The 26,989-nt window shown below is 68.8% G+C and carries 21 protein-coding genes; 7 read left to right on the top strand and 14 right to left on the bottom strand.

What is annotated here, in order from left to right; genetic code table 11:
- Positions 1-374: 374 nt before the first annotated feature.
- A complete protein-coding gene (locus ACFYPC_RS27650; protein WP_388681424.1) occupies positions 375-1,727 on the top strand; it encodes an MFS transporter in 1,353 nt (450 codons plus the stop codon).
- Positions 1,728-1,956: 229 nt separating this feature from the next.
- Here ACFYPC_RS27650 and ACFYPC_RS27645 read toward each other — a convergent pair whose 3' ends face one another.
- Positions 1,957-2,364, bottom strand: coding sequence for a nuclear transport factor 2 family protein (locus tag ACFYPC_RS27645; RefSeq protein ID WP_388681422.1), 408 nt, complete (start codon positions 2,362-2,364; stop codon positions 1,957-1,959).
- Positions 2,365-2,441: 77 nt separating this feature from the next.
- Positions 2,442-3,005 (bottom strand): isochorismatase family protein, encoded by a 564-nt coding sequence (locus ACFYPC_RS27640; protein ID WP_388681420.1) that lies wholly within the window; start codon positions 3,003-3,005, stop codon positions 2,442-2,444.
- Between the two features lie 212 nt (positions 3,006-3,217).
- Here ACFYPC_RS27640 and ACFYPC_RS27635 point away from each other — a divergent pair, with 212 nt between their 5' ends.
- The 4 genes from ACFYPC_RS27635 (at position 3,218) to ACFYPC_RS27620 (ending at position 7,421) form a co-directional block, all read left to right on the top strand.
- Positions 3,218-4,468: a serine hydrolase domain-containing protein gene (locus ACFYPC_RS27635; RefSeq protein ID WP_388681417.1), complete on the top strand. Its 1,251-nt coding sequence runs from the start codon at positions 3,218-3,220 to the stop codon at positions 4,466-4,468.
- A gap of 418 nt (positions 4,469-4,886) precedes the next feature.
- Positions 4,887-6,062, top strand: a complete 1,176-nt coding sequence (locus ACFYPC_RS27630; RefSeq protein WP_388681414.1) for an epoxide hydrolase family protein — start codon at positions 4,887-4,889, stop codon at positions 6,060-6,062.
- Positions 6,063-6,367: 305 nt separating this feature from the next.
- The gene (locus ACFYPC_RS27625; RefSeq protein WP_388681411.1) at positions 6,368-6,625 is read left to right on the top strand and encodes a hypothetical protein; all 258 of its coding nucleotides are present in this window, start codon (positions 6,368-6,370) and stop codon (positions 6,623-6,625) included.
- An 85-nt stretch (positions 6,626-6,710) separates the two neighbouring features.
- Complete coding sequence (locus ACFYPC_RS27620; RefSeq protein WP_388681408.1) at positions 6,711-7,421, top strand: chitinase; 711 nt, start codon at positions 6,711-6,713, stop codon at positions 7,419-7,421.
- Between the two features lie 227 nt (positions 7,422-7,648).
- Here ACFYPC_RS27620 and ACFYPC_RS27615 read toward each other — a convergent pair whose 3' ends face one another.
- The 5 genes from ACFYPC_RS27615 to ACFYPC_RS27595 form a co-directional block, all read right to left on the bottom strand.
- On the bottom strand, positions 7,649-9,541 hold the full coding sequence (locus ACFYPC_RS27615) for an SMI1/KNR4 family protein (RefSeq protein ID WP_388681406.1): 1,893 nt from the start codon (positions 9,539-9,541) through the stop codon (positions 7,649-7,651).
- Positions 9,542-9,883: 342 nt separating this feature from the next.
- Positions 9,884-10,606 (bottom strand): dienelactone hydrolase family protein, encoded by a 723-nt coding sequence (locus ACFYPC_RS27610; RefSeq protein ID WP_388681404.1) that lies wholly within the window; start codon positions 10,604-10,606, stop codon positions 9,884-9,886.
- A gap of 207 nt (positions 10,607-10,813) precedes the next feature.
- A complete protein-coding gene (locus ACFYPC_RS27605; RefSeq protein ID WP_388681402.1) occupies positions 10,814-12,517 on the bottom strand; it encodes an alpha-amylase family protein in 1,704 nt (567 codons plus the stop codon).
- Positions 12,508-13,512, bottom strand: a complete 1,005-nt coding sequence (locus tag ACFYPC_RS27600) for a TIGR03885 family FMN-dependent LLM class oxidoreductase (protein ID WP_388681400.1) — start codon at positions 13,510-13,512, stop codon at positions 12,508-12,510. The genes ACFYPC_RS27605 and ACFYPC_RS27600 overlap by 10 nt, the downstream gene beginning before the upstream one ends.
- Before the next feature lie 323 nt (positions 13,513-13,835).
- Positions 13,836-14,636 carry an anti-sigma factor antagonist gene (locus ACFYPC_RS27595; protein WP_388681398.1) on the bottom strand — a complete coding sequence of 267 codons (801 nt, stop codon included), beginning with the start codon at positions 14,634-14,636 and terminating at the stop codon, positions 13,836-13,838.
- A gap of 134 nt (positions 14,637-14,770) precedes the next feature.
- Here ACFYPC_RS27595 and ACFYPC_RS27590 point away from each other — a divergent pair, with 134 nt between their 5' ends.
- Positions 14,771-15,124 carry a helix-turn-helix transcriptional regulator gene (locus ACFYPC_RS27590; RefSeq protein ID WP_388681395.1) on the top strand — a complete coding sequence of 118 codons (354 nt, stop codon included), beginning with the start codon at positions 14,771-14,773 and terminating at the stop codon, positions 15,122-15,124.
- A gap of 147 nt (positions 15,125-15,271) precedes the next feature.
- Here the strand turns inward: ACFYPC_RS27590 and ACFYPC_RS27585 are convergent, their stop codons facing one another.
- A complete protein-coding gene (locus ACFYPC_RS27585) occupies positions 15,272-15,484 on the bottom strand; it encodes a hypothetical protein (protein ID WP_388681393.1) in 213 nt (70 codons plus the stop codon).
- Positions 15,485-15,620: 136 nt separating this feature from the next.
- Positions 15,621-16,190 carry a pyridoxamine 5'-phosphate oxidase family protein gene (locus tag ACFYPC_RS27580; protein WP_388681390.1) on the bottom strand — a complete coding sequence of 190 codons (570 nt, stop codon included), beginning with the start codon at positions 16,188-16,190 and terminating at the stop codon, positions 15,621-15,623.
- Between the two features lie 51 nt (positions 16,191-16,241).
- Between ACFYPC_RS27580 and ACFYPC_RS27575 the strand changes: the two genes are divergently transcribed.
- The gene (locus ACFYPC_RS27575; protein ID WP_388681387.1) at positions 16,242-17,060 is read left to right on the top strand and encodes an SAM-dependent methyltransferase; all 819 of its coding nucleotides are present in this window, start codon (positions 16,242-16,244) and stop codon (positions 17,058-17,060) included.
- A 492-nt stretch (positions 17,061-17,552) separates the two neighbouring features.
- Here the strand turns inward: ACFYPC_RS27575 and ACFYPC_RS27570 are convergent, their stop codons facing one another.
- From ACFYPC_RS27570 to ACFYPC_RS27550, 5 genes are all read right to left on the bottom strand, one after another.
- Positions 17,553-20,540, bottom strand: coding sequence for a glycoside hydrolase family 2 TIM barrel-domain containing protein (locus ACFYPC_RS27570; RefSeq protein ID WP_388681385.1), 2,988 nt, complete (start codon positions 20,538-20,540; stop codon positions 17,553-17,555).
- Positions 20,541-20,691: 151 nt separating this feature from the next.
- A complete protein-coding gene (locus ACFYPC_RS27565; protein ID WP_388681384.1) occupies positions 20,692-23,529 on the bottom strand; it encodes a glycosyl hydrolase-related protein in 2,838 nt (945 codons plus the stop codon).
- A gap of 42 nt (positions 23,530-23,571) precedes the next feature.
- Complete coding sequence (locus ACFYPC_RS27560) at positions 23,572-24,378, bottom strand: carbohydrate ABC transporter permease (RefSeq protein WP_388681762.1); 807 nt, start codon at positions 24,376-24,378, stop codon at positions 23,572-23,574.
- Between the two features lie 47 nt (positions 24,379-24,425).
- Complete coding sequence (locus ACFYPC_RS27555; RefSeq protein WP_388681381.1) at positions 24,426-25,382, bottom strand: carbohydrate ABC transporter permease; 957 nt, start codon at positions 25,380-25,382, stop codon at positions 24,426-24,428.
- A 7-nt stretch (positions 25,383-25,389) separates the two neighbouring features.
- Positions 25,390-26,727 carry an ABC transporter substrate-binding protein gene (locus ACFYPC_RS27550; protein ID WP_388681378.1) on the bottom strand — a complete coding sequence of 446 codons (1,338 nt, stop codon included), beginning with the start codon at positions 26,725-26,727 and terminating at the stop codon, positions 25,390-25,392.
- Positions 26,728-26,989: the final 262 nt, after the last annotated feature.

Raw genomic sequence — 26,989 nt, 5'->3', positions numbered from 1 at the left:
AGAAGCCGCTCGAGGGCCGAACTGACAAGCCTTGATCCGACCTTCTCTGTTCCGGGGGCGAGTGGGCTCGCTCGCATGCCGCAGCGGGCCCCCTCGGCTGGGTGTCTGTTCGGTCCGCGGCCGGAGGGTTCTGGTTCGGGCCGGTCGTCTTTCGTGTCTGCCCACCGAGGACTACTCTCGACGGCGAGTGATTGACGAGGAGCCAAGACATGGTCGGTCGTTCGAGCGCGCGTTGACGTCGTAGGCCGTGATCGGCCTGTCATCGCGTGCTGCCCCTGAAGCTGCGGCACAGCGAGCCCTTCCCGCCTCAACCGTAAGTGCGCCTTTCGCGCGCCGGTGGGCGGACCTCGTCGTCGGCAATCCAAGGGATCCTCGTGCCGTCCACTTTCTCCCCTGTCCCCGATCCGGGGCGCCCTGTTCCGTCAAGCCTGTGGCGGGACCGCGACTTCCGCAGACTCTGGACGGGCCAGACGGCCTCCCAACTGGGTGAGCACACAAGCCTGGTGATGCTGCCGCTCTTCGCCGTCCTGACGCTCAACGCCGACGCCGGCCAGCTGGGCGCCCTCCGCGCGATGGGGCAGGCGCCGATCATGTTGCTCTCGCTCTTCGTCGGCGCCTGGGTGGACAGGTGGCGGACCCGCACGGTGATGGTGCTGGCAGACGTTGGCCGGACCCTGGCCATGGGCATCGCGGCCGCGGCCGGCCTTCTCGGTTGGCTCGGCCTGCCGACGCTTCTCGCGGTTGCCTTCGCGGTCGGGACCCTGTCCGTGTTCTTCGACGTGGCCTACCAGACGTCTCTCGTACGGCTGGTGAAGCGGGATCAGTTGGTGCGGGGCAACAGTGCGCTCGAGGGCAGCCGCTCGGCGGCGCAGATCGGCGGTCCCGCCCTCGGCGGCGCGTTGGTCTCACTGCTGTCGGCGCCGATCGCTGCTGCCACCGGCGCGCTGTTCTTCACGCTGTCGTTCCTGTCGATCCGAGGGATCCGTCGCCGTGAATCGATCCCGGAACACCCGGAGAGTCCTCCTCGGATATGGCGTCGAATCCACGAGGGCCTGCGCTTTGTCGCCGGTAACCCCTCCTTGCGGACGGTGTGCCTCGCCTCGGCCGCCTTCCAAGTGTCCTTCGCGGCCATGATGACCGTCTATCTGCTCTTCCTGCCGCGGGAACTGCATCTGTCGGGCACCGCCGTAGGGCTGGCGCTCGCGGCGACGGGACCGGGCGCGCTCCTGGGCGCGCTGCTGGCCGCGCGCCTGCCGAGCCGCTTCGGTCATGGCACGGTGCTTGTGTCGGCCGCGGCACTCGGCGACGGCGTCCTGCTCTGTGTGCCCGCGCTGCACGGCTCCTCCGCGGTGACGATTCCCGCGCTCCTTTTGATCAATTTCGTGTTCGGGACCTTCGGGCAGTTGGTGAATGTCACGGTCATGGCAGTCCGCCAGGCCGTCACTCCGGACGGGATGCAGGGCCGCGCGGCCGCCACGATCACGTTTGTCGGAATGGGCCTGACCCCGCTCGGCTCCCTGCTCGGCGGATTCCTCGCGCAGGAGTGGGGGTTGCGCACCAGCCTCCTGGCGACGGCCGCGGGCATGATGCTGTCCCCAGCAGCGATGGCCCTGTCCCCGCTCGCCCGACTGGGACGGACCCTTCCGGCCCGACGGGACACGACTCCGACGGCCACCGACGCTGCAGTGCCCGAGGAGACACACCGCGACTCCGGCGCTGGAGCGTGAGTCGTCGAGGGAGTTGCCCTCGACGGTGCTCGGCCCCGCGTTCTGCGGACACGGCAGATCACACAACCTGGCTCGTGGGCAAGCGCCTTGAAGGACTGCCGCGGCGCGGCGCCCTTCTACAGGTGCCAGGCCGCCGGGCGGACCACGCCGCGCTCTCCTCGTTGGCTCCAAGAGCCAACTGCTCAGTGGCAATGGACCCTTGGAGCGCGGAAAACGGTCACTTCGGTTCTCAACTCATCAGCTCCGGCGCGAAGTAGTCGCGCAGGCGGGCGATCTTCCCGTCGCGGATGCGGAAGATCTGCACCAGCGAGACGGCCGTGTCCTCTCCGTCCCCGTCGAAGACCGTGTCGATTTCGGCGATGAACACGTCGGGGCTGGAGGTGGTGTGCAAAACGTAGCCGGACTTCTCAAGGTTCGGCGTGCGGCCGTCCTTCACCGGTTGTTCGTAGTACGCCGCCATCGCGTTACGGATCTCCTCACGACCCACCAGGCGCCTGGGGAAGGCGGCGTCAGCAGGCATGAGTGGTGCCTCGAAGACGCCATCCTCGGTGAAGCTCTCGGCCAGGGCATCGGCGTTCCGGGTGATGGTCCCGGCGTAGATGTAGCTCTCGAAGATCTGCTGCGGTGTTCTGGACACTGCGGTCTCCCTGGACGTGGACGATCACATTTTTTGCTGCGATGCAGCTGGTGTTGATGAGGGGGGTGCTCGAGGGCTCAGGCCTGGTCGGGAACCGCGGGAGCAGTGAAGTCCACATCGGCAGCAGGCAGGACACGGATGCTGCGCGCCGGGAAGTTGATGTGCCGGTAGATGGCGTTGTGGTGCAGGACGGCCCGGTCGGACGACACGAACCCGTCGACGTCCGGGCGGGCTGACGTGGTGTGTCCGTCCGCGACGAGCAGGAGGTCGTACCCGCGGCTGAGTGTCTGCCGTGCGGTCGTGTCCACGCAGAACTCGGTGGCGAACCCGGTGACGACCAATTCGGTGACGCCGAGTTCCGTGAGGAACGGGCCCAGGTCGCTGTCGAGAAAGGCGTCGGCGCTGCCCTTCCGTACGGTCTTCTCCCCCTCACCGGGGGCCAGTTCGGGCACGATCTGCCACGCTTCCGTGTCGGGTTCCAGGCCCTGGCCGTCGTGCTGGACCGTAATGACGGGCACGTTGGCGGCACGGGCACGTTCCTGGAGGAGGGCGATCGTGGCGACGGTCTCCTTCGGCCGGTGAGCGATGGCCACGGCGGCGTTCTGCATGTCGAGGACGAGGAGTGCGGGTGCATGCGGCATGAGAACACCGTAATGGGATGCGGATGGCTCGGCGGGAGTTGTCAGCCGGTGGCTGGCAACGGCGACTTCAACGGTTCTGGGTTTACGAAGTCGCAGTCGTCCGTGTCTCGGCCATCAGGTTGGCCGGACCGGGGCCCTGGAGGTATCCCCACCCCGGTTCCGGAGGCTGCCGCCATGGGCGCGGCCGGCCTGTCTCGGCAGAGTGTGAAGGCATGAGGGCAACAGGAATGATTTCGCGGGCCTGGCTCGCCACGGCCGTTGTGCTCGCTGCCGGCGTCGCGTCCATGGCGCCGGCGCTGGGTGCTACGGCCGCTCCTCACCCGGCTTTCGCGGCCACCGCTGCGTCCGTAGAGGATCGGCTCACCTCCCGGCAGCTCCAACGCGAGACGGAGCGCGTCCTTGCGGAGGGAGGGTTCGTCGGCATCACGGTGCGGGTGCGCGACGGTGCTCGCACGGTGCACGCCCGGGCGGGCGAGGCCGAGTTGCACACCGGCCGACCTGTGCCGAGCGAGGCGGAGTTCCGGCTGGGCAGCGTCACCAAGACCTTCGTGGCCACCGTCGTGCTGCAACTCGTAGCCGAGGGCAGTCTGTCCCTGGACGACACCGTCGAGCGCTGGCTGCCGGGTGTGGTGAGCGGCAACGGCAACGACGGCAGCCGCATCACCGTCAGGAACCTGCTGCAGCACACCAGCGGCATTTACAACTACGGTACCGAGGAGGACACCGGGAACACCGCAGCCGATTTCGAGCGGACACGATTCGATCACTGGGATCCCGAGCAGCTGGTCGCCGGCGCGATGCGTCACCGGCCGGACTTCCCGCCCGCACCGGCCGATGACCCCGAGCCCGACTGGAACTACTCCAACCCCGGCTACGTACTCGCCGGAATGATCATCGAAAAGGCCACCGGGCGGCCCTGGGCCGAGGAGGTACGCGACCGGATCATCCATCCCCTCGGTCTGACCGGCACCTACGCGCCTGGCGACGACCCTTACCTGAAGGCTCCGCACGCGCACACCTACCACCTGTTCCCCGGCTCGGGCACCTGGACGGACACCACGGCCAGGAACGTCTCGTCGGTGGACGCGGGCGCTGCGCTCGTCGGCACGGAGCGCGACGTGGACCGCTTCTTCGCCGCCCTGCTCGGCGGGCGTCTGTTGCCTCCCGCCCAACTCGCGGAGATGCGCAAAACCGTGTCCGTCGGCGAGAACGTCGAAGCGGGGTTCCCCGGCCTGCGCTACGGATTGGGACTTATGCGGCAGCCCTTGACCTGCGGCGGCGACACCTGGGGCCATGGAGGGGACCTCGAGGGGTTCACGGTTCGCGCCGGCTCTGTCGGAGACGGACGGCGCTCGGTTGTCGTCGTCGCCGGCGGCACCGGCGGTGGCTACGAGCAGTTGCTCGCGGCGGAGCGGGCTGTCCGCGGCCTCGTGGACCGCGCGCTGTGCGCCGGTGTCGGATGACGCGGCGCCAGTTGTGAAGAGGCAGGTACGAGGGATCAGGCACGGGCCCAGGTGCGAAGGACTAGGCACGGGGCCAGGTACGAAAGACCAGGCACGAAGGACCAGGGCACGGGACCAGGTACGAAGGGCCAGGTACATGGACCTGAGCATGGGGCGACCTGGCGCGCCGACGGCGAGCTCGCGAGTTCACCGCCGTCCTGGCGCCACGGCGCCGCACCCGGCCGGCCTGTCAGAAGTCGTCTGGGGTGGGGAGGGTGGGGAGGAGCAACTGGCGATCGAGGTCGGTCAATCAGTCCGCACAGTCCAGGCGGACGGCCGTCGAGAAGAGCCAGTCGTCCGGACGGCCGTCGAGACGAGCCAGTCGTACTCCTCTGGGCCCCGCGACGGAGGCTGGCTCCGCCGCGCTAGCATATGTGTCATGTCGGACGTATCGCCTCGCCTGGAGCCGTTCACCCTGCAGACCGGGCCCGCGGCCCTGGAGGACCTCCGCGCGCGGCTGCGCGCGACACGCTGGCCGGATATCCCGGAGGACGCCGGGTGGTCGCTCGGAGCCGACACCGCCTACCTTCGTGAGCTCGTCGCCTATTGGGCGGACGGATTCGACTGGCCGGCGCAGGAGGCGGCGCTCGCCGGGCTTCCCCACTTCCGCGCCCGGCTCGGCGGCCTGGGGATCCACTTCGTGCACGCCCGGGCCGTCGCGCCGACCGGCCCCGTCCTGCCGCTGGTCCTCAGTCACGGGTGGCCGGACTCGTTCTGGCGTTACTCGAAGGTCATCCCGCTCCTGACCGATCCAGGCGCGCACGGCGCCGACCCCTCCGACGCGTTCGATGTGGTCGTGCCCGACATGCCGGGCTACGGGTACTCCGACTGCCCGACCGGCCCGCCGCTCGACTCGATCGCCGTCGCCGGCCTGTGGGCCGAGCTCATGGGCGTCCTCGGCTACGCGCGGTTCGGCGCGGCCGGCGGGGACATCGGCAGCCAGGTGAGCCGCTACCTCGCGCTCGACCACCCCGATCGCGTCGTGGCCGTCCACCGCACGGACGCCGGCTGGCCCGCCCTCGCCGGCGACCCGGCCGATCTCACGCCCGAGGAGCGCGCCTGGTTCGAGGACACCGCGGCCTGGGGTGCGAGCGAGGGTGCCTACGGTGCCATGCACCGCACGAGGCCCCAGACCGCCGCCGTCGGGCTCACCGACTCGCCGGCCGGTCTCGCCGCGTGGATCGTCGAGAAGCTCCGGGCGTGGAGCGACTGCGACGGTGACATCGAACGGAGCTTCACGAAGGACGAGATCCTGACGAACGTCACGCTCTACTGGCTCACGGGGACGATCGGCTCGTCGATGCGCATGTACCACGCGAACTCCGTGATCCCGCCCGCCCAGCTCGCCCGGCGGCTCGAGGTGCCGTCCGGGTTCTCGCTCTTCCGCAGCGACATCGTCCGCCCGCCGCGGGCGTGGCTGGAGCGCACGACGAACGTCGTACGCGTGACGGAGCCCGCGCGCGGCGGGCACTTCGCACCGTTCGAGGAGCCCGAGCTCTACGCGGAGGAACTGCGTGAGTTCTTCCGCCCCTACCGGGCGGAGGCGACGGGCTGAGGACACCGCCGCGTGCCGACGCGCCCGGCAGGTCCCCTCTTTCGAGCGCCGCGGAAATCCACTTGCCCGGCTGTGGCATGGGTACGGAGGCTTGCGCGGTGTTTCCGAACTGTGGCCTCGCGACATGGTCTGCGACGAGGTCGATCCCGCCCGTCATCCCCTCGACAGCGCGGCGGCGGCTCGGGCGGTGCGCTCGCTCGGTCCGGCCCGGGGTCTCCCGAGCCGCCCCGACGTACCTCCGCTCGACCCTGCGATGAGTGGCTGGAGCCGGGGCGAGGCCGGCGTCTGGGCGGTTGCCAAGTCGTATGCCTTCATGGGGTGTTACGGCCGTTGGGCCAGCCATCCCGCTGGGCTCCGACGACTCGGACGACTACGACTACGACGTCGACCTCGGTGACGGCAACGACACCGCGATGGTCACCGGCTCCGCATACACCTTGATCCACGGCGGCAGGGGCAACGACGTCCTCGATGGCACCAATGCCGCTGTGTTCTACGGGGACGACGGCAACGACCGCCTCAGGAAAGCGCGCCTAGGACGGCCTGGCGCTGGGAAGGGGTAGCCGTGTCAGTCGATCACCCCCCATCGCGGCGAACTCCCGTGACTCCAAGGAGAGATGACCAGTGCTCAGATCAAGGAGCAGGACCATGTTGGCGGCCGCCCTGGCCGCGTTGTGCGGACTGCTCTTCACGGCCACCATTCCCCCCGCACAGGCCTCCGCCCCCGCCGGGCACAGCTCCCGATTCGTGGTGAGCGAAGCGCAGTTCGAGCGTATGTTCCCGGACCGGAATACCTTCTACACCTACGACGGGCTGCTCGAAGCCACCGAGGCGTACCCCGCCTTCGCCCGCACCGGCAGCGGGACCGTCCGCAAACAGGAGGCCGCAGCCTTCCTCGCCAACATAAGCCACGAGACCGGCGGTCTTTTCTATGTGCGGGCGCAGAACGAGGAGACCTACCCGATCTTCTGCGACGCCACCCAGCCCTACGGATGTCCGGCCGGGACCTCCGCCTACTACGGGCGAGGGGCGATCATGCTGAGCTGGAACTTCAACTACAAAGCCGCAGGAGACGCGCTGGGCCTGGACCTCCTCAACAACCCCTGGCTGGTGGAGACGGATCCGGCCGTGGCCTGGATGACCGCGTTGTGGTACTGGAACACCCAGACCGGCCCCGGGACGATGACCGGGCACGACGCGATCACTGGCGGTCACGGCTTCGGACAGACGATCTGGAGCCTCAACGGCTCCACCGAGTGCAACGGCGGCCGGCCCGACCAGATGCAGCACCGGGTGGACCTCTACCTTGAGTTCATCCACGTCATGCACACCGCCCCGGGCACGAACCTCACCTGCTGAGCATGAGGTCCGCGGCGGGTCCGCTCACCCGCCGCGGACCGCTGCAGGCCGGCCGCCAGCCGTGTCGAGTTGATGGTGTCGCCGCCGGAGCCGAGGTGAGTCTGCCCCACGCACACGTTGGACGTCACCGACACCACGTGCAGAGTCGGGCTCAACTTGCCCGTCCGTTCCCGTCCGTTCCCGTCCGCTCCCATCCGGAAGCTGTCCGCCGGGGGGCGTACGACTGCCTAGTGCATGCGGATCACCGTGTAGGTCTCGCCGTTCCTCGGCGGCCGCGTCCAGGAACGGGTGGTGAACGTGTGCAGCCGCCCGTGCACGATGGCATGACGCGGCAGAGTCACACCGAATTCCCGGGCCACCGCTTCCAGTAGCGAGCGTTCCGCATCGGCACCTTCCTCCGGATCACCGAAGAACCGGCTCGGATCCAGCGCTCGCGGTAACTCCCCGCTTGTCCGGACCTCGCCGTCCGCATAGGTGAATGCGTACTGCTCGACGCCGTCTCGCGCCACCGACAGGTGGAAGAACGGTTCCCCGTGCCATGCCCTCAGACCGCTCCACACCACCACAGCGCGGGTGCCCGCACTGGCGGCCGCGGCTGGGGAGGCCAAACGTCGCTGGTCGAACGGGGCGGGATCACCGTCGAAAGCGAAGCTCCAACCGGTGCCGGCCCGGCCGACCGCCATGAGAGCCCTGTCGTCGTAGGACGAGAACTCCCGTTGGTTGTGCATCGACCTGCGGCGCGACTCCCAGCAGGTGATGGGTTCGTTCAGCACGGTGCCGTCAACGTCCCCGAGCCGTCCGGGCAACTCCTCCGGTTCCACACTTTCCACCAGGACGAACCGGTAGGACGTGCGGTTGTTGCCCGGGTCCGGCTCCGCGAGCCATGTCAGGTCGCCCGAGTCGAGCTCAGCCGTCGGCGCCGGTGCCTCCCCGGCCTGCCCGCCCCTTGGAGTGGACAGCAACTCGCGGCCCCGATCCGGAGTCAGCAGCGGTCCGAGCAGGGGGTCGGCCACCCACCCCAGCGGCGCCAGGTGGTCCGGTCCCAGCGGCTCCCACAAAGGAACACTGCTGATCAGAGTCCGCCATGCTTCATCGGTGTCTCCCCAGCGCGCCAACTCCCGCGCCCGCTCGACCGCTTCCCCGAACGGCCCGGACGCCGTGTACCGGTACGTGCCGTTCCGCACACGATCCAGCGTTGCGTAAGCCAGTGACAGGAGGTTGTCGTCGGCGCCCCGGAGCTGGAACTTCAGCGTGGAGTCGTCCCGGTATGAGTGCGCCGCGTGCTCGGCAACCAGCGGTGGCAGCAGTTCGGGAGCGTACTGCGGGTCTGTCACCAATCCGTCGAAGTACACCATGTAGGTCTGTCCGAGCAGGCGGCGTATCTGGTCGCCCAGACCGGCGGCCCGCGGTCTGCCGTACCCCTTGGCCTCGTCCAGCGTCTTGACGGCCTGTTCCCAGTTGCCGCGCAGCGCCTCCCGCCCGGACTCCTCCACCAGGGCGTCCAGCTTTCGCGTCGTGTCGTTGGCGAAGACCAACTCTCCGTCGCTCCGGTGCGCCCGCAGGCTGTGGAACTCCCGGTGCATGTTCCGCATGAACTCAAGGAAGTTCGCGTGCCGTGCGGGTGGCGCGGCCCGCCAACTCGCCCACGTGTAGACGGCCAACTCGCCGTCCTCGTCCACGTCGTCGGGATCCATGAGGACGTGCGTGGCGTCGGACTCGACGTCCAGTTGCAGCCCGCGGCGCCAGAGGTCCGCCTCCCGCCACTGTTCGGGCCCGGCGTCCTCGTCCAAGTACTCCTCCATCATCTCCGCGAGTCCTGACTCGTTGTTGTGCCAGTGCGCGTCCTTGGTCCCCGCCAGCAGCCACACGAACCCACCCGCGTTCCGCCACCCGTCACTGACCTTGAGGAACTCCCGGTACGACGGGGGTATCCGTCGACCGAGGCGCTCCTCCATGGCTGCGATCCGCTTCTGGGAGGCCGGTGGGAAACCCAGCCAGCGCGCCCGTCGCGCTGCCTCGTCGTCCGCGCGCAGCGTCTCGCCTTCCGGCAGGGAATCCGCCCACTCCCCGCTCCACGTAAGCAGGAAGGAGCGCCAGTCGAATGCCTTGGTGTCCGTCATACAACAGATGCTGCCACCCACCACTGACAGTGCTTCAGGCTCTCCGCCGTGGACGCTGCGACGAGAGTTCAAGCAGCCCTGCGTAGCAGTCACTACGGCCTGTGATCAGCGCTCGGAGGGGAATTCGGCGGGGTTCTGCATGTTGCGCCCTACAGATGATGGCGGCGCTGGTGGCCGAGCGCCGCCACGGCCGGCGGTACCGATGGTGGCCGGTACCGCTTCGACCGGGGCGGTTGTGCATCTGGCGATTGCCGCTCATCGAGTCGGGCCGGGGCCTGTCCTCGACGAGCGGCGACCTGGCCGTCGTCGCTCAGCGTCTGCTGTCGGCCTGACGGCCCGGCTTCACTTCAGGTGCCGTCCGAAGAACCGGCCCCCGTCCTCCACCTCGAACCACGGTGTGCCGGTGTGCCCGCCCAGATTGGCGTGCAGCGTCTTCTCCTTGGTGCCGAAGGCGTCGAACAGGTCCAGGGCACGCTGCCGTGGGTTCCCTTCGTCGTCCCACTGCAGCAGGAACAGCAGCGGAATGGTGACCTGGCGGGCCTCCTCGCGTTGGGCGCGGGGTACGTACCCCCCGGCGAAGAAACCTGCGGCCGCGATGCGCGGCTCGGCGACCGCGAGCCGAATGCCGACGGCGGTCCACCCCGAGTACCCGACCGGGCCGCAGATCTCGGGCAGCGAAAGGAGGGCGTCCAGGGCGTTCCGCCATTCCGGGACCGCTTTTTCGACCAGCGGGCCGATGAAGGACTCGAAGATCTCATCGACCGGCTCACCGGCCTGTATCGCCCGGCGGATGTCGGCGCGGGCCCGCTCGTCGGCGGCGGAACGGGGCCGGTCACCGCAACCCGGGGCGTCGATGGAGGCCACCGCGTAGCCGTGCGCTGCGGAGTGCCGGGCCCGGGCCACCAGCCGGGATGCCCCCTTGGGCAGGCCGTTGTTGGGGGCCATCAGAATCAGCGGGGCCGGCGTGGGGGACTCAGGAGTCCACAAGGTGCCGGGGATCTCGCCGAGGTTGAATTCGCGTTCGAGGACGCCGTCGTCGAGGCGGTGTTCGGAAGTGAACTGCATGGTCGTGCCTTTCGGGAGTGCTCGTGAACGGCGCTCCCGGACGACCTATCGCCCGACCGTGACCCCAGAGGGAAGCACCCATGTCGATACTGTGTTCACGGGTACCACCTCCTCGTTCTCTCGCACGGCCCCCGGAAAAGTAGCAGTGGTCGCCGCGGATCCGCCAACGGGTTTTTGCGAAGTCGGAGGCTTCCGGCGGACGCGGTGTCAGCCGGAGGCAACAGTCCTTGCGGGGTCGTCCGCCGGGGTGCCGACGCGCAGCCACCGGTACCCGTAGGCGGGCAGTTCGACGCGGAGCAGGCCGTCGGCGGACACTGTGAGACCGGCGTGCCCTTCGTCGAGCAGATCCATGAGCCGCCCGCCGGCCTCGGTCTCGGGCAGCCGCAGCCGTACGGTGAGCGGCCCGGCCGCGAAATTGTGTACCGCCAGAACGGTCCCGTCGGTGGTGGAAGCGATGTGCGCCAAGGCCGCTCGCTCCCCGGTGTCCAGGAGGCGGTAGTCGCCCCAGGCCAGCTCGGGGGCCTCCCTGTAGCGCTCGATGAACAGCCGAATGCGGCTCAACAGCGAGCCCGGGTCGCGACTCTGCTCGTACACGTTGACCTTCTGGGGTCCGAACGCGCCGTCCGCCAGCGGGTTGGGGAAGGCGTCCGGACGGGCATCGGAGAAGCCGGCGCCCGCCTCCGGGGTCCACTGCATAGGAGTTCGTACGGCCTGGCGTCCCTCGGCGACCAGGTTCTCCCCCATGCCGACCTCCTCGCCGTAGAAGAGCACGGGGGTACCCGGCAGGGTGAACAGCAGGCTGTAGGCGAGTTCGACGCGGCGCCGGTCGCCCCCGACCATGGGAGGCAGCCTGCGGCGCAGCCCCCGGTCGTAGAGCTGCATGTTCTTGTCCGGGCCGAAGGCAGCGAACACTTCGGCCCGTTCGGCCTGGCTCAGCTTGTCGAGAGTGAGCTCGTCGTGGTTGCGCACGAACGTGGCCCAGTGGGCGTCGCGCGGGGCGGTGGGGCGGTCCCGTAACGCGGCGGCCAGCGGCCCGGCGTCCTCGCGTGCCATCGACAGGTACATCTGCTGCATCGCGATGAAGTCGAAGCACATGGTGAGCTCGTCGCCGCGGCCCGAGGCGGGGTCGCCGAAAAAACGGGCGGTGTCGTCGTAGGGCAGGTTGACCTCGCCGAGCAGTACAGCCTCGCCGTTACGGCGTCCGAGGAAGGCGCGCAGGTCGGCGAGGTACTCGTGCGGATCCGGCAGCGCTCCGGCGTCGGCCTGACCGTCGGTCTCCAGGAGGAAGGGCACGGCGTCGACCCGGAAACCGGACAGTCCGAGCTGTGTCCAGAACCCCATGACGCGGGCTATCTCGTCGCGGACCTCGGGGTTGGCGACGTTGAGGTCGGGCTGTTGCTTGTAGAAGCGGTGCAGGTAGTACTGGCCGCTGCCCTTGTCGTACTCCCACAGGCTGTTCTCCGCATCGGGGAAGACCACACCCTGGGGACCGTCCTCGGGGGGCTCGTCCTCCCAGACGTACCAGTCACGGTGGGCTGAATCCCGGCCGGAGCGGGCGTCCTTGAACCAGGGGTGCTCCGTGGAGGTGTGGTTGACGACGAGGTCCGCGATCACACGGATGCCGCGGTCCCGGCAGGTGCGGACGAACTCGGTGAACTCACCGAGGGTGCCCAGCCTGGGGTCGACACTGTAGAAGTCCGTGATGTCGTACCCGTCGTCGCGCTCCCGGGTCGGATAGAACGGCATCAGCCACACGCAGGTCACGCCGAGACGCTCCAGATGGTCGACGCGCTGCGTGAGACCCCGGAAGTCGCCGACCCCGTCGCCGTTTCCGTCCTGGTAGGTCTCGACGTCCAGGCAGTACACCACCGCGTTCTTCCACCACAGGTCGGACGTACGGGTCAGACGCATCGGTACTCCTTCTCCGTGGCGGGCAGCGGGCGGGTGACGTCGAGTCGCGGCAGTACCTCGGCCCCGAAGGCATCGATGAACGGGCTCTGTTCGCGGCCCACGTGATGCAGCATCACCGCGTCGAAGCCCAGTTCGGCATACTCCTGCAGCCAGGCGGTGTGCCTGCCCAGGTCGGACGAGACGTTGACCGAGTGCGCCACCTGCTCGGGGGTGACGTGCTCACTGACAATGTCGAACACTTCCGCGGAGTCCACGTCCCAACTGGCCGGGGGCGCGTGCACGTTGGTGCGCCATTGGTCGTGAGCCAGCGCAACGGCCTCGTCCTCCCGGGGCGCCCAGCTGAGGTGCACCTGGAGGTGCAGCGGTCCACGGCCGCCTGCGTCACGGTAGGCGTCCACGATTTCTCGCAGCTGTTCACTCGGAGCGTTGACCGTGATCAGGCCGTCCGCCCATTGGGCGCACCAAGCCGCGGTCGCCGTGCTGCACGCAGCTCCGATCAGCGGCGGTATCTCGGACGGCAGCGTCCACAGTCGAGCTCGGTCCACGGTCACCAGCCCGTCGTGGCTGACCTCCTCCCCTCGTAGCAGTGCTCGGATGACATCGACGCACTCGCGCAGCCGCGCGGAGCGGATGTCCTTGCGGGGCCAGCCCGTTCCTGTGATGTGCTCGTTGGAGGCCTCGCCGCTGCCGAGCGCCACCCAGAACCTTGCCGGATACATGGCGGTGAGACTGGCGACCGCCTGGGCGACGATCGCGGGGTGGTAACGCTGGCCGGGCGCGTTCACCACGCCGAACGGCAGCTGACCGGTGGCCTGGAGGGCGGCGCCGAGCCACGACCAGGCGAACCCGGACTCGCCCTGGCGGACGCTCCACGGTGAGAAGTGGTCCGAGCACATGGCGGCGGTGAAGCCTGCGCGTTCCGCGTGCACCACGGCGTCCAGCAGGTCCGCGGGCGGGACCTGTTCGTGCGAGGCGTGCAGTCCATAGACAGTCATGACAAGCGACTACCCGCGGGAGGGACCCTCATCCAGAGGGCTGGACCGGCCGTGGGCACGCCGGTCGTCGAGGCCGCCGGACCCTCGTTCGTTTGAACAGGCCGTGCCGGGTACTCGAACGACCGGCCGTAGACATCAGGAGGTGCCTCCCTCATGGAATCCGGCACCGGCACAGACATCCAACCGACGCATGAGAGCCGTAGGACCGGCGACGGTCCGGTCGCGCTATCCGGCACCCCGAACCCACAGCGTGCCGAAAGTACTGAACTGGAGAGCCCCGATCAGGAGAGCAACATCATCCGGGGCGAGGACTGAGAGCCGGTTCAACCTTCCCTGACGCCTTCCCTGACGCAGGAAGTTGCCGGCACCGACGGCGCTGTCCGGAGCGTGGTGACCGAGTCGGAGACCTGCGACTGGAACGATTCCGCGAGTGCGTCACCGGTGACGGCGTTGACGAGGTTGTCGGCCACGTGGTGAAGCTTGGTGTTGGTGTGCTGGGACACCGAGACAAGGACCTTCCAGGCGTCCTCAGCACTCAGGCCGAAAGAGGCCATGAGAACTCCACGGGCCAGGTCGATGACGGGCCGCGTCTGCAGGGCCCGCCGCAGCTGAACCAGTTCGATCCGCAGATCCTGGTTCGCTTCGCCGAGCGAGGTTGTGTCGCCCCCTGTGCGGTGTGCCGATCCGGAATGTGTGTCCCGGGTCCGACCGGCCTCGTCGGCTTCACCCGCTACCGCGAACAGGGACAGCGTGCCGGTGACCGAGAAAAGTCGGCGCACTGCGGTGCTGGTCGCCTGGATGGCGATGGTCTTGCCTTCGTCCAGGGCGCGCCTTCGGAGGTGCAGCAGGACGTTGAGTCCGGAGCAGTCGCAGAAGTCGACGCCGCTCAGATCGAGGTCGATGCCGCGTGCCGAGCGGGCAAGGGCTTGGCGCAGACCGTTGTGCAGTGCCTGCTCCGTGACGATGTCGATCGCGCCGGACACCACGACGAGGGTCCAGTCGCCCGCGGGGTGTGCCTCGATCCCCAGCAGCGGCCCCTGGTGACCGCTCGCCGAATGGTCTGGCGGCGCTGAGTGGACCTCGTCAGCCACCTTGAGCTGGGCGGTGAGTGTGTGTTCAGGCATGGCGTCCACTCCATTGGCATCCCGTGCTTGTGTGCCTCCTCCAGCCTCAGCCCGCCGCCCCTCACACGTCAAGCGATGCAGGAAACAAAGTTCGTCCTTTTGGATGCGTAAATCCAATGTCCTATCATGGGGTCATGCGCGGAGTACCCGAATCACACAGTGGCTGGACGTTTCTCACGAACCACGCGCGCGTGCTGGCCGCGATCGCCGACGATCCCAGCACCCGCATCCGTGACATCGCGGCGCGTTGCAGGCTGACCGAGCGCGCTGTCCAGAAGATCGTTTCGGATCTGGAGGCGGACGGCTATCTCACCCACACCCGTCAAGGGCGCTCGAACGCGTATCGCATCGAGGACGGCACCTTGCTGCGGCATCCCGCCGACCGGGGGCTCGCGGTGGCGGAGCTGCTGTCCCTCCTTGCCGCGCATGACGAGAAACACGGTGAGGGCCAGAGGGATCTGCAGTCGGCGGGCCCCCGCCCGGAATAATGCTGCGCCGTCGCTCGGAATAATGCTGCGCCGCCGCTGACCGGTGCCGGTGCCCTCCTGCCGAACGATCAGCCATGACCACGGCCTGCCTCGGATGCCGTTCCCGGCATGCCGTTCCCCGGATCTCCGGGCGGGAACGGTCACCTGTCAGGCAGTCTCGTAGTCGTGTGCCCCACCGCCTTTCCATTCCACCCACACCGGATCGTCGAGCACGTCCTCACCGAACGCCAGACCGGCGCGGCGCAGGAACTCCACGACGTCGTGGTCGGAGTGGGCCAGGCCGACGATCTCACTGCGCACGACGACCGGCCGACCGCCCGTTTCGAGCGGCCTGTGCACGACTATCGGCGCCCCTGCCATGGCTCCAGCGTGTGGCAGTGCGGCTTCATATGCCAACTCGGATCTCGCCCACAAGGCGAGCCACGCGCACCGGCGCCCCTACCGGTGGTGTGACCTCTCGGTTGACGGCGGGCGGCTCGCTCCATGCGCGGCATGGTCATGCCTTCAACGTCCCTGGCTCGTCGGATCGCGCGCTGTTGCCACTCTGCTGCTGACGTTCCGCACGCTGCTGGACGAGTTCCTCGACGGCGCTGGGCAAGGTCGTCTCGAAGTCGATCAGTTTTGTCCACGTCGGCGTCATCACGATGCGGACCATGCCGTCGTAGAGGGAGTGGACCTCGGCCTCCCACTCGACCCGTTGCTCGGCCGTCATCTCGTAGGAGCCGTTCATCTCGAGGTACTCCTCGGGAATGCCGTCCACCTCGTCGAGTTCGACAGTGCCGCGGACGAGCAGGATCTTGGGCGGGTGCACCTCGGTGTCGACGGTGATGGCGACGGCAGGGTTCTGACGGAGCGAAGCCAGCTTGGGGGCGTTCTTCGACGTGCACATCACGACCTCCTTGCCGTTCCAGGCGAAGGCGATCGGGATGTTCCGCGGTGTCCCGTCCTTGTGCGCGGGTTGCTCGAGTCGTATGTCGGGTGGGGCGTGCCGGTCATGGGCAGGAGTCGCACCGCCCTCTTCGTCATCCGGCCCGCTCGCCGGAGGGAGTCGCTGTCCCCAAGTCATGCGGCTAGGTTGCTCCTTGACCAATTATCGGCTTGATCTGGAGGACATCCCGTGACTGAGATCCCCGCCGCGTCGATCGAGGCGCGCAAGCGAATCAAGACCGACCAGCCGCACACGGCCCGGATCTGGAACTACTGGCTGGGCGGCAAGGACAACTACGAGGTCGATCAGGAAGCTGGGGACCAGATACGCCAGTTGCACCCGGGTATCGGCGACTACGCCCTCGCAGACCGGCTGTTCCTCGGGCGCGCCGTACGGTACCTCGCTGACGACTGCGGGATACGGCAGTTCCTGGACATCGGCACCGGTCTGCCTACCGCTGACAACACGCACGAGGTCGCCCAGCGTGTCGCGCCGGAGTCCCGCATCGTCTATGTCGACAACGACCCCATCGTGCTGGCCCACGCCGGGGCACTGCTGACCAGTACGCCGGAAGGACGCACTGATTACCTCGACGATGACTTGCGTAACGTCGACGCGATCCTGGAGCAGGCGGCCCGCACTCTGGACTTCAGTGAGCCGGTGGCGTTGGTGCTGCTCGGCGTCGTCATCTTCATCGATGATGACGAAGAGGCGTACGCGACCGTGCGGAGTCTGATGGACGCGCTGCCCGCAGGCAGCCACCTCGTCCTCTCGCACACCATCACCCGGCCGGACATGCCGGACGTCGACGCCGCGGTGGCCTTCTGGAACGAGCACGGCACGCCAAAGCTGACCCAGCGCACCCCGGCTGCCGTCACCGGGTTCTTCGACGGGCTGGAGCTCCTCGATCCAGGCGTGGTCTCCTGCAATCGCTGGCGCCCGGACGACGGCGAGGCCGAGCTGCCCGCCGAGGTGGCCATGTTCGGAGGCGTGGGACGCAAGGCCTGACCGTCTTCCGTCGGGGAGGGGGCGCGTACCCCGGCACGGTCGGCTTCCACGTCAGTGCGCAGAACTGCCGGGTCCGCGGTACAGCCGGACTGCAGAAGGGGGGCGGTCCGGCCGGCCTGCTGGTCAGAAGGCTTCGCCATGCGTGCACGTACGCCGTCGGCGTGGACCGGCCAGTTCGTGACGCCCGCGCCACGGCCTCGCGGATCGCCGAGGCTCTCGCGGGCCTCATGGCGACCTTTAGCGAACGAATCGGGCACCTGTTCCCGCCGGCCGCCGACCGCCGTACTCGGTGACCTGTGCGCTGGGTTCTCGGCCGCGCTCGTCCGGCCTGAGATGCGCTGGCCGGGTCGCAAGGAATGGCCCGTCACGCTGTCCGGAAGGCGGGCACGGACCTGCGCGATTGCGCATCCGTGCCCCGCTGCCCCGCACAGGGGCCCTGGCGCCGAACGGGCGGGCCTACGCCATGGTTCGACCTCACGCCATGGTTCGACCTCACGTCATGGTTCGGCCTCCCGCTATCCGGAGCCTGATCGTGCGCGCCTCCGGGCGCAGCGCGAACTCCGGCCATACGTCGGGGCCGCAGGCGCGGGAGCCGAGGCCGTGCTGGGCCGCGTCGATGATGAGGTGACTGGTTGTCGATGCCGGGAGCTCGAAGGGGTGCCGGGCCTGGGCGATCTGCTGAGGGGTGTGGCGGCTGAGGGTGAAGCCGGGACGCCGGCCCTGGGTGTCGGGCAGGGCGGTCATGCGCACCACCTGCTCCGTGTTGCTGGTCAGCGTCAGGTGCCGCAGCCGCGAGCGGTGGCCGGTCTCCTGGGGGCGCGCGTAGTCGACCGAGAGTTCGCCGACCGGCGCGGTGAAGAGTCCGGTGCGTGCGGCGTGGAGGCTGTCGGGGTAGGACTCGAACGGACCCAGCCCGAACCACTCCGCGCCGTCGACGGGGGCAGTGCCGTCGGGCAGGCCGAAGTGCACACCGATCCTCGGCCAGACCGTCCGCCAGCCGCGCGACGGTTCGATCTCGACGCGTAGTTCGAGTTCGTCCTCCTCTACCGACCAGATGGTCTCCACCGTCACGTACTGGGCGGAGTGCGCGGCGGAGACCTTGGTGACCGTGCGCAGGGCGTGCGCCGCGTGCTCGACGGTGACCTGGCGCGTGGTGAGCCGGTCCAGGCCGTCGCGGCGCCACAGGTCGGCATTGGACACCCCGGCGACACTGTCGTCGCTGCCTTCGAGGCGGTCTCCCGGGGCCTCGTCGTTGTCGGTCGGGGCGCGGAAGAGTTCCAGGCGCGGTCCGGTCACGGCGCGGCCGGCGAGACGGGTGAGTGACCCGCCGGTGAACTCGGCGATGCCGAGGGTGAGGGTGCCGTCGCCGGGCCGCCAGTCGGCGCGCGGACGGGCGCGGGGGACCGGGCGGCGGACGGAGTGGTCGTGCTGCGCGGTCGCGACGACATGCCCCTGAGCGGCCCATGCGGTGCCGGTCGCCAGCACCGCGTCGATCGTGAGCCAGGTCTCGGCGTCCGGGGACACCGTGACCCGAGGCAGCGTCACCCGGGCCGACTCGCCTGCCGCGACCACGGGGACGTCAAGCTCGCCCGAGTCCACGGACACGCCGTCGTGCTCGACCCGCCAGCAGAACCGCAGATCCGACGTGTCGGCCGAGTGCCGCAGGTTCGTGATCGCGGCCTTCTCGCCGTCGAAGACGAAGCGGAGCGGCTGCACGACCGCTTTGAACTCGTGGAGGCTGGGCGTGGGGACGTCGTTGCTCAACAGCATGCCGTCCATCACGAAGTTGCTGTCGTGCACGACTTCGCCGAAGTCGCCGCCATAGGCGTAGTACGGCGTGCCGTCCGGGGCCGTCGCCAGAATGCCGTGATCCCGCCACTCCCAGACGAAGCCGCCGTGCAGCCGCGGATACTCATGCACGAGCGCCTCGTACTGGTCGAACGCGCCCGGCCCGTTGCCCATCGCATGGGCGTACTCGCACAGCAGGAACGGTTTGCCGCGCTGGCGGGCGCTCTGGGCGGGGGTGCAGTCCAGGAGGGTGGACGAGGCGTCGTCGGTGCCGACCCGCTCGGTCTCCGGGATCGTCGGGTACATGAGCGAGTAGATGTCGGTGTAGTCGCCCGTGTGGTCGCCCTCGTAGTGCACCGGCCGTTCGGCGTCCCGGGTGTGGACCCATGCCGACATCGCGGCGAGGTTGGCGCCGGTGCCGGCCTCGTTACCGAGCGACCAGATGACGACGCTGGGATGGTTCTTGTCCCGTTCGACGGTCCGCTGGATGCGGTCGAGGTAGGCCGGGCGCCACGCCGGGTCGTCGCTCGGGTTGCCGACCCAGCCGATCTTGTCGAAGCCGTGGGTCTCCAGGTCGCACTCCAGGACGACCCAGAACCCGAGTTCGTCGGCGAGGTCGAGGAGGCGCGGGTGAGGTGGGTAGTGGCTGGTGCGGATGGCGTTCACGTTGAACCGCTTCATCCGGGCGAGGTCTTCGCGCGCATGCTGCTCGTCAAAGACCCGGCCGCGCCGGGGGTGCGCCTCGTGACGGTTGACTCCGTGGAAGACCACCCGGCGGCCGTTGACCAGGAACTGGTCGCCGCGGATCTCGACCGTGCGGAAACCCACCCGCATGGTGATGCTCTCCGCCGCCGAGGAGACCGTGGCCTCGTACAGGCGTGGCGCCTCCGCCGACCAGGGCTCCACCCCGGCCACGTCCAGCGGGGCAACCTCGGCCGCCGTCGCCCAGACCTGCTCGACGCCGAGCTCGGGGATCCGCAGGGTGACGGGAAAGGCCGACGCGTCGGCGGTGACCTCCGGGTCGATCCGGCCCTGCCCGGCGGCGTAACCGGTCCTGAGCCAGACGTCCTCGATGCCGCCGGCCGGGCGGGCGAGAAGGGTGACGTCGCGGAAGATTCCCGGCAGCCACCACTGGTCCTGGTCCTCGACATAGCTGGCCGCGGACCACTGGTGCACCCGCACCGCGACTACGTTGTCACCCGGACGCACCGCGTCCGTCACATCGAACTCGTGGGCGAGCCGGCTACCGCTGGCGCCGCCGGTCTCCACGCCGTTGACCCACACCGTGAAGAGTGACTCGACCCCGTCGAACCGCAGCACAATCCGTTCGGCGTCCGACCAGCCGTCGGGAAGGTCGAAGTGGCGGCGGTAGTCGCCCGTGGGGTTCTCGTCGGGGACATGGGGCGGATCGATCGGGAACGGGAACTGGATGTTCGTGTAGATGGGCCTGCCGTAGGCGCCGTCCCCCTCCAGCACCCAGTGCGCGGGCACCGCCAGGGTCCCCCAGCCGTCGTCGGAGAAGTCGTCCGCTACGAAGTCCGCTGCGACCGACGCCGTGGGGGACAGCCGGAAGCGCCAAGGCCCGTTGAGGGAGAGGGACGGGGCGTCGGTGTGCAGCCACGAGCGCGCCGGGCGCAGTGCGCCGCGCGCAGGTGCCGGGTCCGAAACATACGCGGAGAGCTCGGAGAGCAAGAGGTCACGTCTTTCTTCGTGGGGGCTCGGTGGACGTCGCCCCTGCGGTGGCGGGCGTGGAGGTCGGTGACGGCCCGTTCGTACGGCTGGTGGCGGGCGTGGGGGTCGGTGACGGCCGGTTCGTACGGCCGGTGGCGGGCGTGGGTGTCGGTCACGGTCGGTTCGTGGGGGCCGTGGGGTGCTGCCTCAGCACGACCGTGCGGATCTCCCAGGGCGAGAGGGCGAGTTCGAGGCTGTCCTGCGCCGGTGTGGTGGAGAGCGGCCGGCCGAGCAGGTCGACCGTGGTGGCCTCCGTGAAGTCACCCGTCAGACGGGCGGTCGATCCGGTGTCGCTCAGCGCGACAAGCCGGACCTCGATGCCGTCCCCGGCACCGTGCCCGTCCCCGGCACCGTGCCCGTCCCCGGCACCGTGCCCGTTCCCGGCTCCGTGCGCGTCCCCGTCGGCGGGGACCCGGCGGATGCTGGACACGGACACGTCCTTGCCGTCGACCCGGACGCCGCTCACGTCGGCCGGCAGGGTGCCCCCGGCGGGTGCGGTACCCCGCGTGACGAGTACGTCGCCCCGGAACTCCTCGGCGAGGGCGACCGCGTCCGCTCCCTGCCAGCCGGTGGCCGAGGGCAGGACGGCGAGCCGGTTCTCGATGCGCATGCCGAGGTCCTGTGCGCCCGGGGCGGGGATCTCGCTCGCCGCGGGCTCGTCGCGCAAGGGGTGGATGTTGACGCTGATCGAGCCGATCGCGCGCAGCAGCGTGAGGGCCAGCGCCGAGCCGTCGTCGACGAGTTCGTACTCGCTGGAGTGGTCGAGGAGGACGGTGGCCGGCCCTGCCGACACGAAGGTGCTCGCCGGGAAGGTGGGGAGCGGGTACTCGCCCCAGCCGCCCTCCGCCGTGAGTCCACGTTCGGTGACGGCGAACTGTCCGGCGGAGGCGGACAGGGTGACGGGCCGGGGCAGCGGCACGTGGAAGCGCAGCCGGTGGTCGGCGGACCGGTTGAGGAAGGCGGTGGAGATCCGTACGAACGGCTCACCCGTGCGCAGCTCCACCAGCATCTCCACCGGCGTCGGGACGGTGGTACGGCCGCGCGCGTCACGGTCGGCGGCGAGCGCGTCGGGCCACTCGTAGACGCGGGTGACGCGCAGCCGGGCACGCAGCGGCCCGCTCTCGACGAGTTCGACGGTGACCTGGGCCGGCTCCGACACCAGCGTGTCCCGGGCCGGGGGAGCGTAGTTGTAGCTGTCGCCGCGGTCACCGCCGTCGACCAGGCGGCCCACCCCCGACAGGACTGTGCCGTCCGCGCCGGTCACGACCAGCGTGCCGTCGTCGGCCACCACCACCTCGACCAAACCGTTCGACAGTGCGTCCGCCGACGGAGACACGGTGGCCGTGGCCGGTGTGAGCCGTGGCGCCGGGGTGGTGTTCCGGTCGGCCGTCGTGACCCGGAGAGCGGTCAGCCCGGAGGCGGGCACGTGCACCGGCACCAGCGCGGTCGCCCGCGCCTCGGCCAGCGTCCGCACCTGCCACTCGCCCGGATGCGCGGCAGCCGCGGCGGCGACCTCGCGACGCAGGATCAGCAGGTCGAACGGCCCGCCGGCCGGCACCTCGGCGAGATGGAACACCAGTGAGCCCGGCGTCAGTTCGTAGCGGTCGATGAGCAGTCCGAACAGCTCCCGACGGTGGATACGGCGTAGTACGCGTTCGAGCTGCGAGGCGTCCATGCGCTCGTCGCTGAGCACGGTCGGGTCCTCGGAGATCAGCTGCACGGGATGCGCCGACCCGTCGGCGCCGGTGGCGACGAGCGCGGTCCCGGCAGCCGGGGCCAGGACATCGACCTCGACCAGCGCCGTTCGCGGCGACGGCAGCGGGTTGGCCACCAGGTAGGCGTCGCTCGGCACCCGTGCGGCGGGCTCGGCGAGCGCCGCGTCCCGCACGGCACGGGCGGTCTGCGCCGCCTCGGCGAGCCGCGCCGCGACCTGGTCGCAGGTCTCGTCGGTGCCCGAACCGACCACCGAGTCGTGCGCGGTGGACTCGATGATCTTGTGCCAGGCGAGGGAGAGGAAGGCCGAGTCGTCGCGTCGCGACCACAGCGCGTTCACTCGCTCGGCGTGGTCGACGGTGCGCTCCGCGACGGCCATCCGCTGCTTGAGCCCGAGCCGCACGGACAGCACGCCCGGCAGGATGTTGCCCCGCACATGGCTGCGCAGCTCACCGGTGACGACGGAGGTCACCTCGTCGCGTACATGCCCCCGGATGTACTCGTCGAGCGTCGCGACGCTGATCGGCAGCTCCACACCGGACGCCTTGCGCAGCCAGGCCGCCAGCTGCGGGTCGGGCGCGTTGTGGTCAGTGCCCGCCATGGCCAGCACCGGATCGCCGCCCCACCGCTCGGCTGTCATCTCCGCGTACTCACCGAGCGCGCGGCCGATCTGGTCCGGCACCAGGAGGACGTCCAGGCCATTGTCGTAGCCGTCGAAGAGGAACTCGGTGCGCACCTCGGAGCCGTCCGGTGCGCGCCAGCGGAAGGCGTGCCCCTCGACCGAGCCGGGCACCCCGCGCCACAGCGCCGCGTGCTCGATCCCGGCGCGTGCCAGGATCTGCGGCATCTGCGCGACGTGGCCGAACATGTCCGGCAGATAGCCGATGGTCATGGAGCCGCCGAGCCGCTCCGCCGCCGCCCACCCCATCTGGAGATTGCGCACGATGGTCTCGCCGGAGCACAGGAACTCGTCGAGCAGGATCAGCCACGGTCCGATCGCGAGCCGGCCCTCGCGGACCAGGGCCACGACCCGCTCGCGGTTCTCCGGACGCATCTCCAGGTAGTCCTCGACCGCGGCCATCTGACCGTCGACGGTGAACCGGAAGTCCGGGTTCGCCTCAAGCGTCTCCAGCACGGTGTCGAGGGCGGTCACGAGCCGGTGCCGGAAGACCTGGAAGGGCTCGTACCACTCCCGGTCCCAGTGGAAGTGGGGGACGAATACAGCGGAGTTGGGCATGGCGGGGGCGGACCTTCTGTACGGAGTGGGGGGCGGGAGCGGTCACTTCAGGGAGCCGGCGGCGAGCCCGGTGCGCCAGAACCGCTGGAGAACGATGAACAGGATGATCACGGGCACGATCGACACCAGTGAGCCCATGATCACGGACTCCTGGAGGAGCGGGGTGCGGGCGGTCTGCCCGTTCCAGGTGAAGAGACCGAGCGTGATCGGGAAGAGCTCCTCCTTCTGGAGCATCACCATCGGGAGGAAGAAGTTGTTCCAGATGCCGACGAACTGGAACAGGAAGATGGTCACCAGCGCCGGGGACATCAGCCTGAACGAGACCGAGAAGAACGTGCGGAACTCGCCGGCACCGTCGAGGCGCGCGGACTCGATGAGTTCCTGTGGCACGGCGGCGTTCGCGAAGATCCTCGCGAGATAGACGCCGAACGGGCTGACGATACTGGGCAGGAAGACCGCCCAGTAGGTGTTGACGAGTCCGACTTCGGAGAACAGCAGGAACAGCGGCAGCGCCAGCGCGGTGCTGGGAACCAGCACACCGCCGAGAATCACCGAGAACAGGAACTCCCGGCCGCGGAAGCGGAACTTGGCGAGCGCGTAGCCGCACAGCGCCGAGATCAGGGTGCCCACGGCCGCGCCCAGCACCGCGTAGACGACCGTGTTGAGGATCCATCGGGCGAAGATGCCGTCGTTGAAGGTGAACAGGGTGTGCAGGTTCTCGAACAGCTGGAAGTTCGAGAACGTCAGCCCGCTGGTGGAGGCGAGATCGCCCTGTGGTTTGGTCGCCGCGACGATCAGGAAGTACAGCGGCAGCATGAAGTAGATCGCCAGCACGAGCATCAGAGCCATGACGGCCGTACGGCTCACGCGGCTTTCCTGGACACGGGGTTGCTTGTTCACAGTCCCGCCCTCTTGGAGGTCAGTCGCATGAACCCGAAGCTCAAGACGAACGTGATGACGGCGACGACCACCGAAATGGCGGCGGCCTGCTGGTAGTTGTTCCCGACGGCCACGGTGTACGCCAGCATGTTCGGGGTGAACGTGCTGGAGATGTTCGAGGAGATCTGGCGCAGCACGGCCGGCTCGGAGTACAGCTGGAGTGTGCCGATGATCGAGAACACCGTGGTCATGACGATGGACGGGGCGATGATCGGGACCTTGATGCGCCAGGCGATGGCCCAGTTGGTGGCCCCGTCGATCCTCGCGGCCTCGTAGAGTTCCTGCGGGATGGACTGCAGCGCCGAGAACATGATCAGCATGTTGTAGCCGGTCCACAGCCAGGTCGAGATGTTCGCCGCCGACCACAGCACGGCACCCGGGCCGAGGAAGTCCGGCTTCAGACCGATGTCGTTCAACAGGTCGACGATCGGGCTGAGTTGCGGCGAGTAGAGATACGACCACATGATCGCGGCGATGACGCCGGGCACCGCGTACGGCATGAACGCGGCGGTGCGGAAGAACCCCTTGAGCTTCAGCAGGTGGGTGTCGAGGAGCAGGGCCATGACCAGCGCGGTGAACAGCATGATGGGCACCTGCACGATGCCGAACAGGCCGATACGGCCGATGCTGGCCCAGAACTCGTGGTTCTGGAACACCTCGACGTACTGCTCGAAGCCGCCGAACGTCGTGTACGAGGTGCCGTACTGCCCGCCGGAGCGGCGCACCACCCGGAAGCTCTGCCACAGCGCGTAGCCGATGGGCACCAGGTAGAAGAGGACGAACGGCAGGAAGAAGGGCGTCAGGAACGCGACGATGGTGCCGGCCCGGGGGCCGCCGACGTCCAGACGCGGACGGCGGCGGCCCCGGGGCGGTGGTGACACCGCGTCGGTGGGGCGGGTGGCGATGTCGGTCATTCCTCGGTCACTTACCCGCCGTGGCGGGGATCGCCAGGTCGTCCATCGACTTCAGCGCGGAGGCCTGGGCGGCCGCGAGCGCGTCGGTCAACTTGCCGTCACCGGCCACCGCCTTGGACATCGCGTCCTGCAGTGCCAGGTTCACCGTCTTCTGGGTGGGACCCCAGCTGAAGTCGGTGTCGACCTTCTTGGACGACTCGGCGAAGACGTCGAAGATCTTCTCGTTGTTGTAGTACGGCACGCCCTTGGACAGCGCCGGCAGGTTCAGACCGTCGGTGGACGCCGGGTACAGGCCGCCCAGCTCGTTCGCCATCGCGAGCGCCTCGGGGTCGGTGTTCAGCCACGTGTTGAACTCGGCCGCCTCGTAGAGGTGCTTGCCGCCCTTCATGAACGCGACGGTCGAGCCGCCCCAGTCACCGGAGTTGCCGTCCGCACCCCAGGTCGGCATCGGGACGATCGACCACTTGCCGGCCTGGTCGGGCAGGTTGTCGCGCATCCCCGTGTAGCCCCAGGCCGCCCCGATCTGCGTGGCCATCTGGTCGTTCTGGTAGGCGGCGAACATCTGCGTCGACCCGTTGGCGAGGTCGGTGCGCACGAGCTTGTCGTCGATCAGCTTCTGCCAGTAGTCGGCGACCTGCTTGCTCTTGTCCGACTCCACGGTGACGTGCCACTTGTCGCCGGAGTAGCTGTACATGTTCGCGTTGTTCTGCCAGAGGAGCCCGTTGAACCATTCGGCGTTGTTCGGGTCGAAGAACGTCATGGTGAGCTTCGGGTCCGCCTTGTGCAGCTTCTCCGCGGCGGTGGTGTACTCGTCCCAGGTCGTCGGAATCGGGACGTTGTACTTCTTGAAGATGTCGGTGCGTACGTACATGGCCATCGGGCCCGTGTCCTGCGGAAGGGCGAACACCCCTTCGCCGCCGAAGCTGGCCTGCGACCAGGTCCACGGCACGAACTTCGACTCGGCGTCGGCGGCCGTCTTGCAGGCCGAGGCGTCCACGAAGGCGTCCTGGGAGCGCAGGGTGGGCAGCTGGTCGTAGCCGACCTGGGCGAGGTCCGGCGCCGTACCTGCCTTGAGGGCGTTGCCGATCGCGCCGTACTGGTCGTTGGAGATGTTCTTCGACTCGACCTGGATGTCGGGGTGTTCCTTGTTCCACAGGTCGACGACTTTGTCCATGCCGTTGACGGTGTTCCAGTACTGCAGGGTGACCTTGCCCTTGGAGGGCTCACAGGAGGTGGCGGACGCGTTGTCGGACGACGAGTCGGACGACGAGCACCCTGCGAGGACGACCACGCCGGCGGCCGCGGCTGCGATGACGAGGCGAGTGCGAGTGACTGTGCTGCTCATATCTTCCGTTCCAGAGAACGACTAGCGACGGTGCTAGGCGGGGTCGACGTTGACACCTGGAGGCGGATGCCTTCTGGTTGGAATGTGATTCCGTGAGCGGTACCGTGAGCGCTCACGGGAGCGATCACGGGAGCGGTAACGGAGGGCTTGTCGTGAAGTGATTGGGATTTTGCGCTTCGGTTGTGCCGAGTGTCAAGGCTCTGGAGTCACGGGAGCACCAGCAACCATTCGCACACGTGGTCGCACCACAATGTGGGCCGGG

Origin of the sequence: Streptomyces sp. NPDC005808 (genome assembly GCF_042871385.1) — a bacterium.
Taxonomy (GTDB): Bacteria; Actinomycetota; Actinomycetes; order Streptomycetales; family Streptomycetaceae; genus Streptomyces.
The sequence above is the reverse complement of the archived record's forward strand: the minus strand, read 5'-3'. Positions and strand labels throughout refer to the sequence as shown.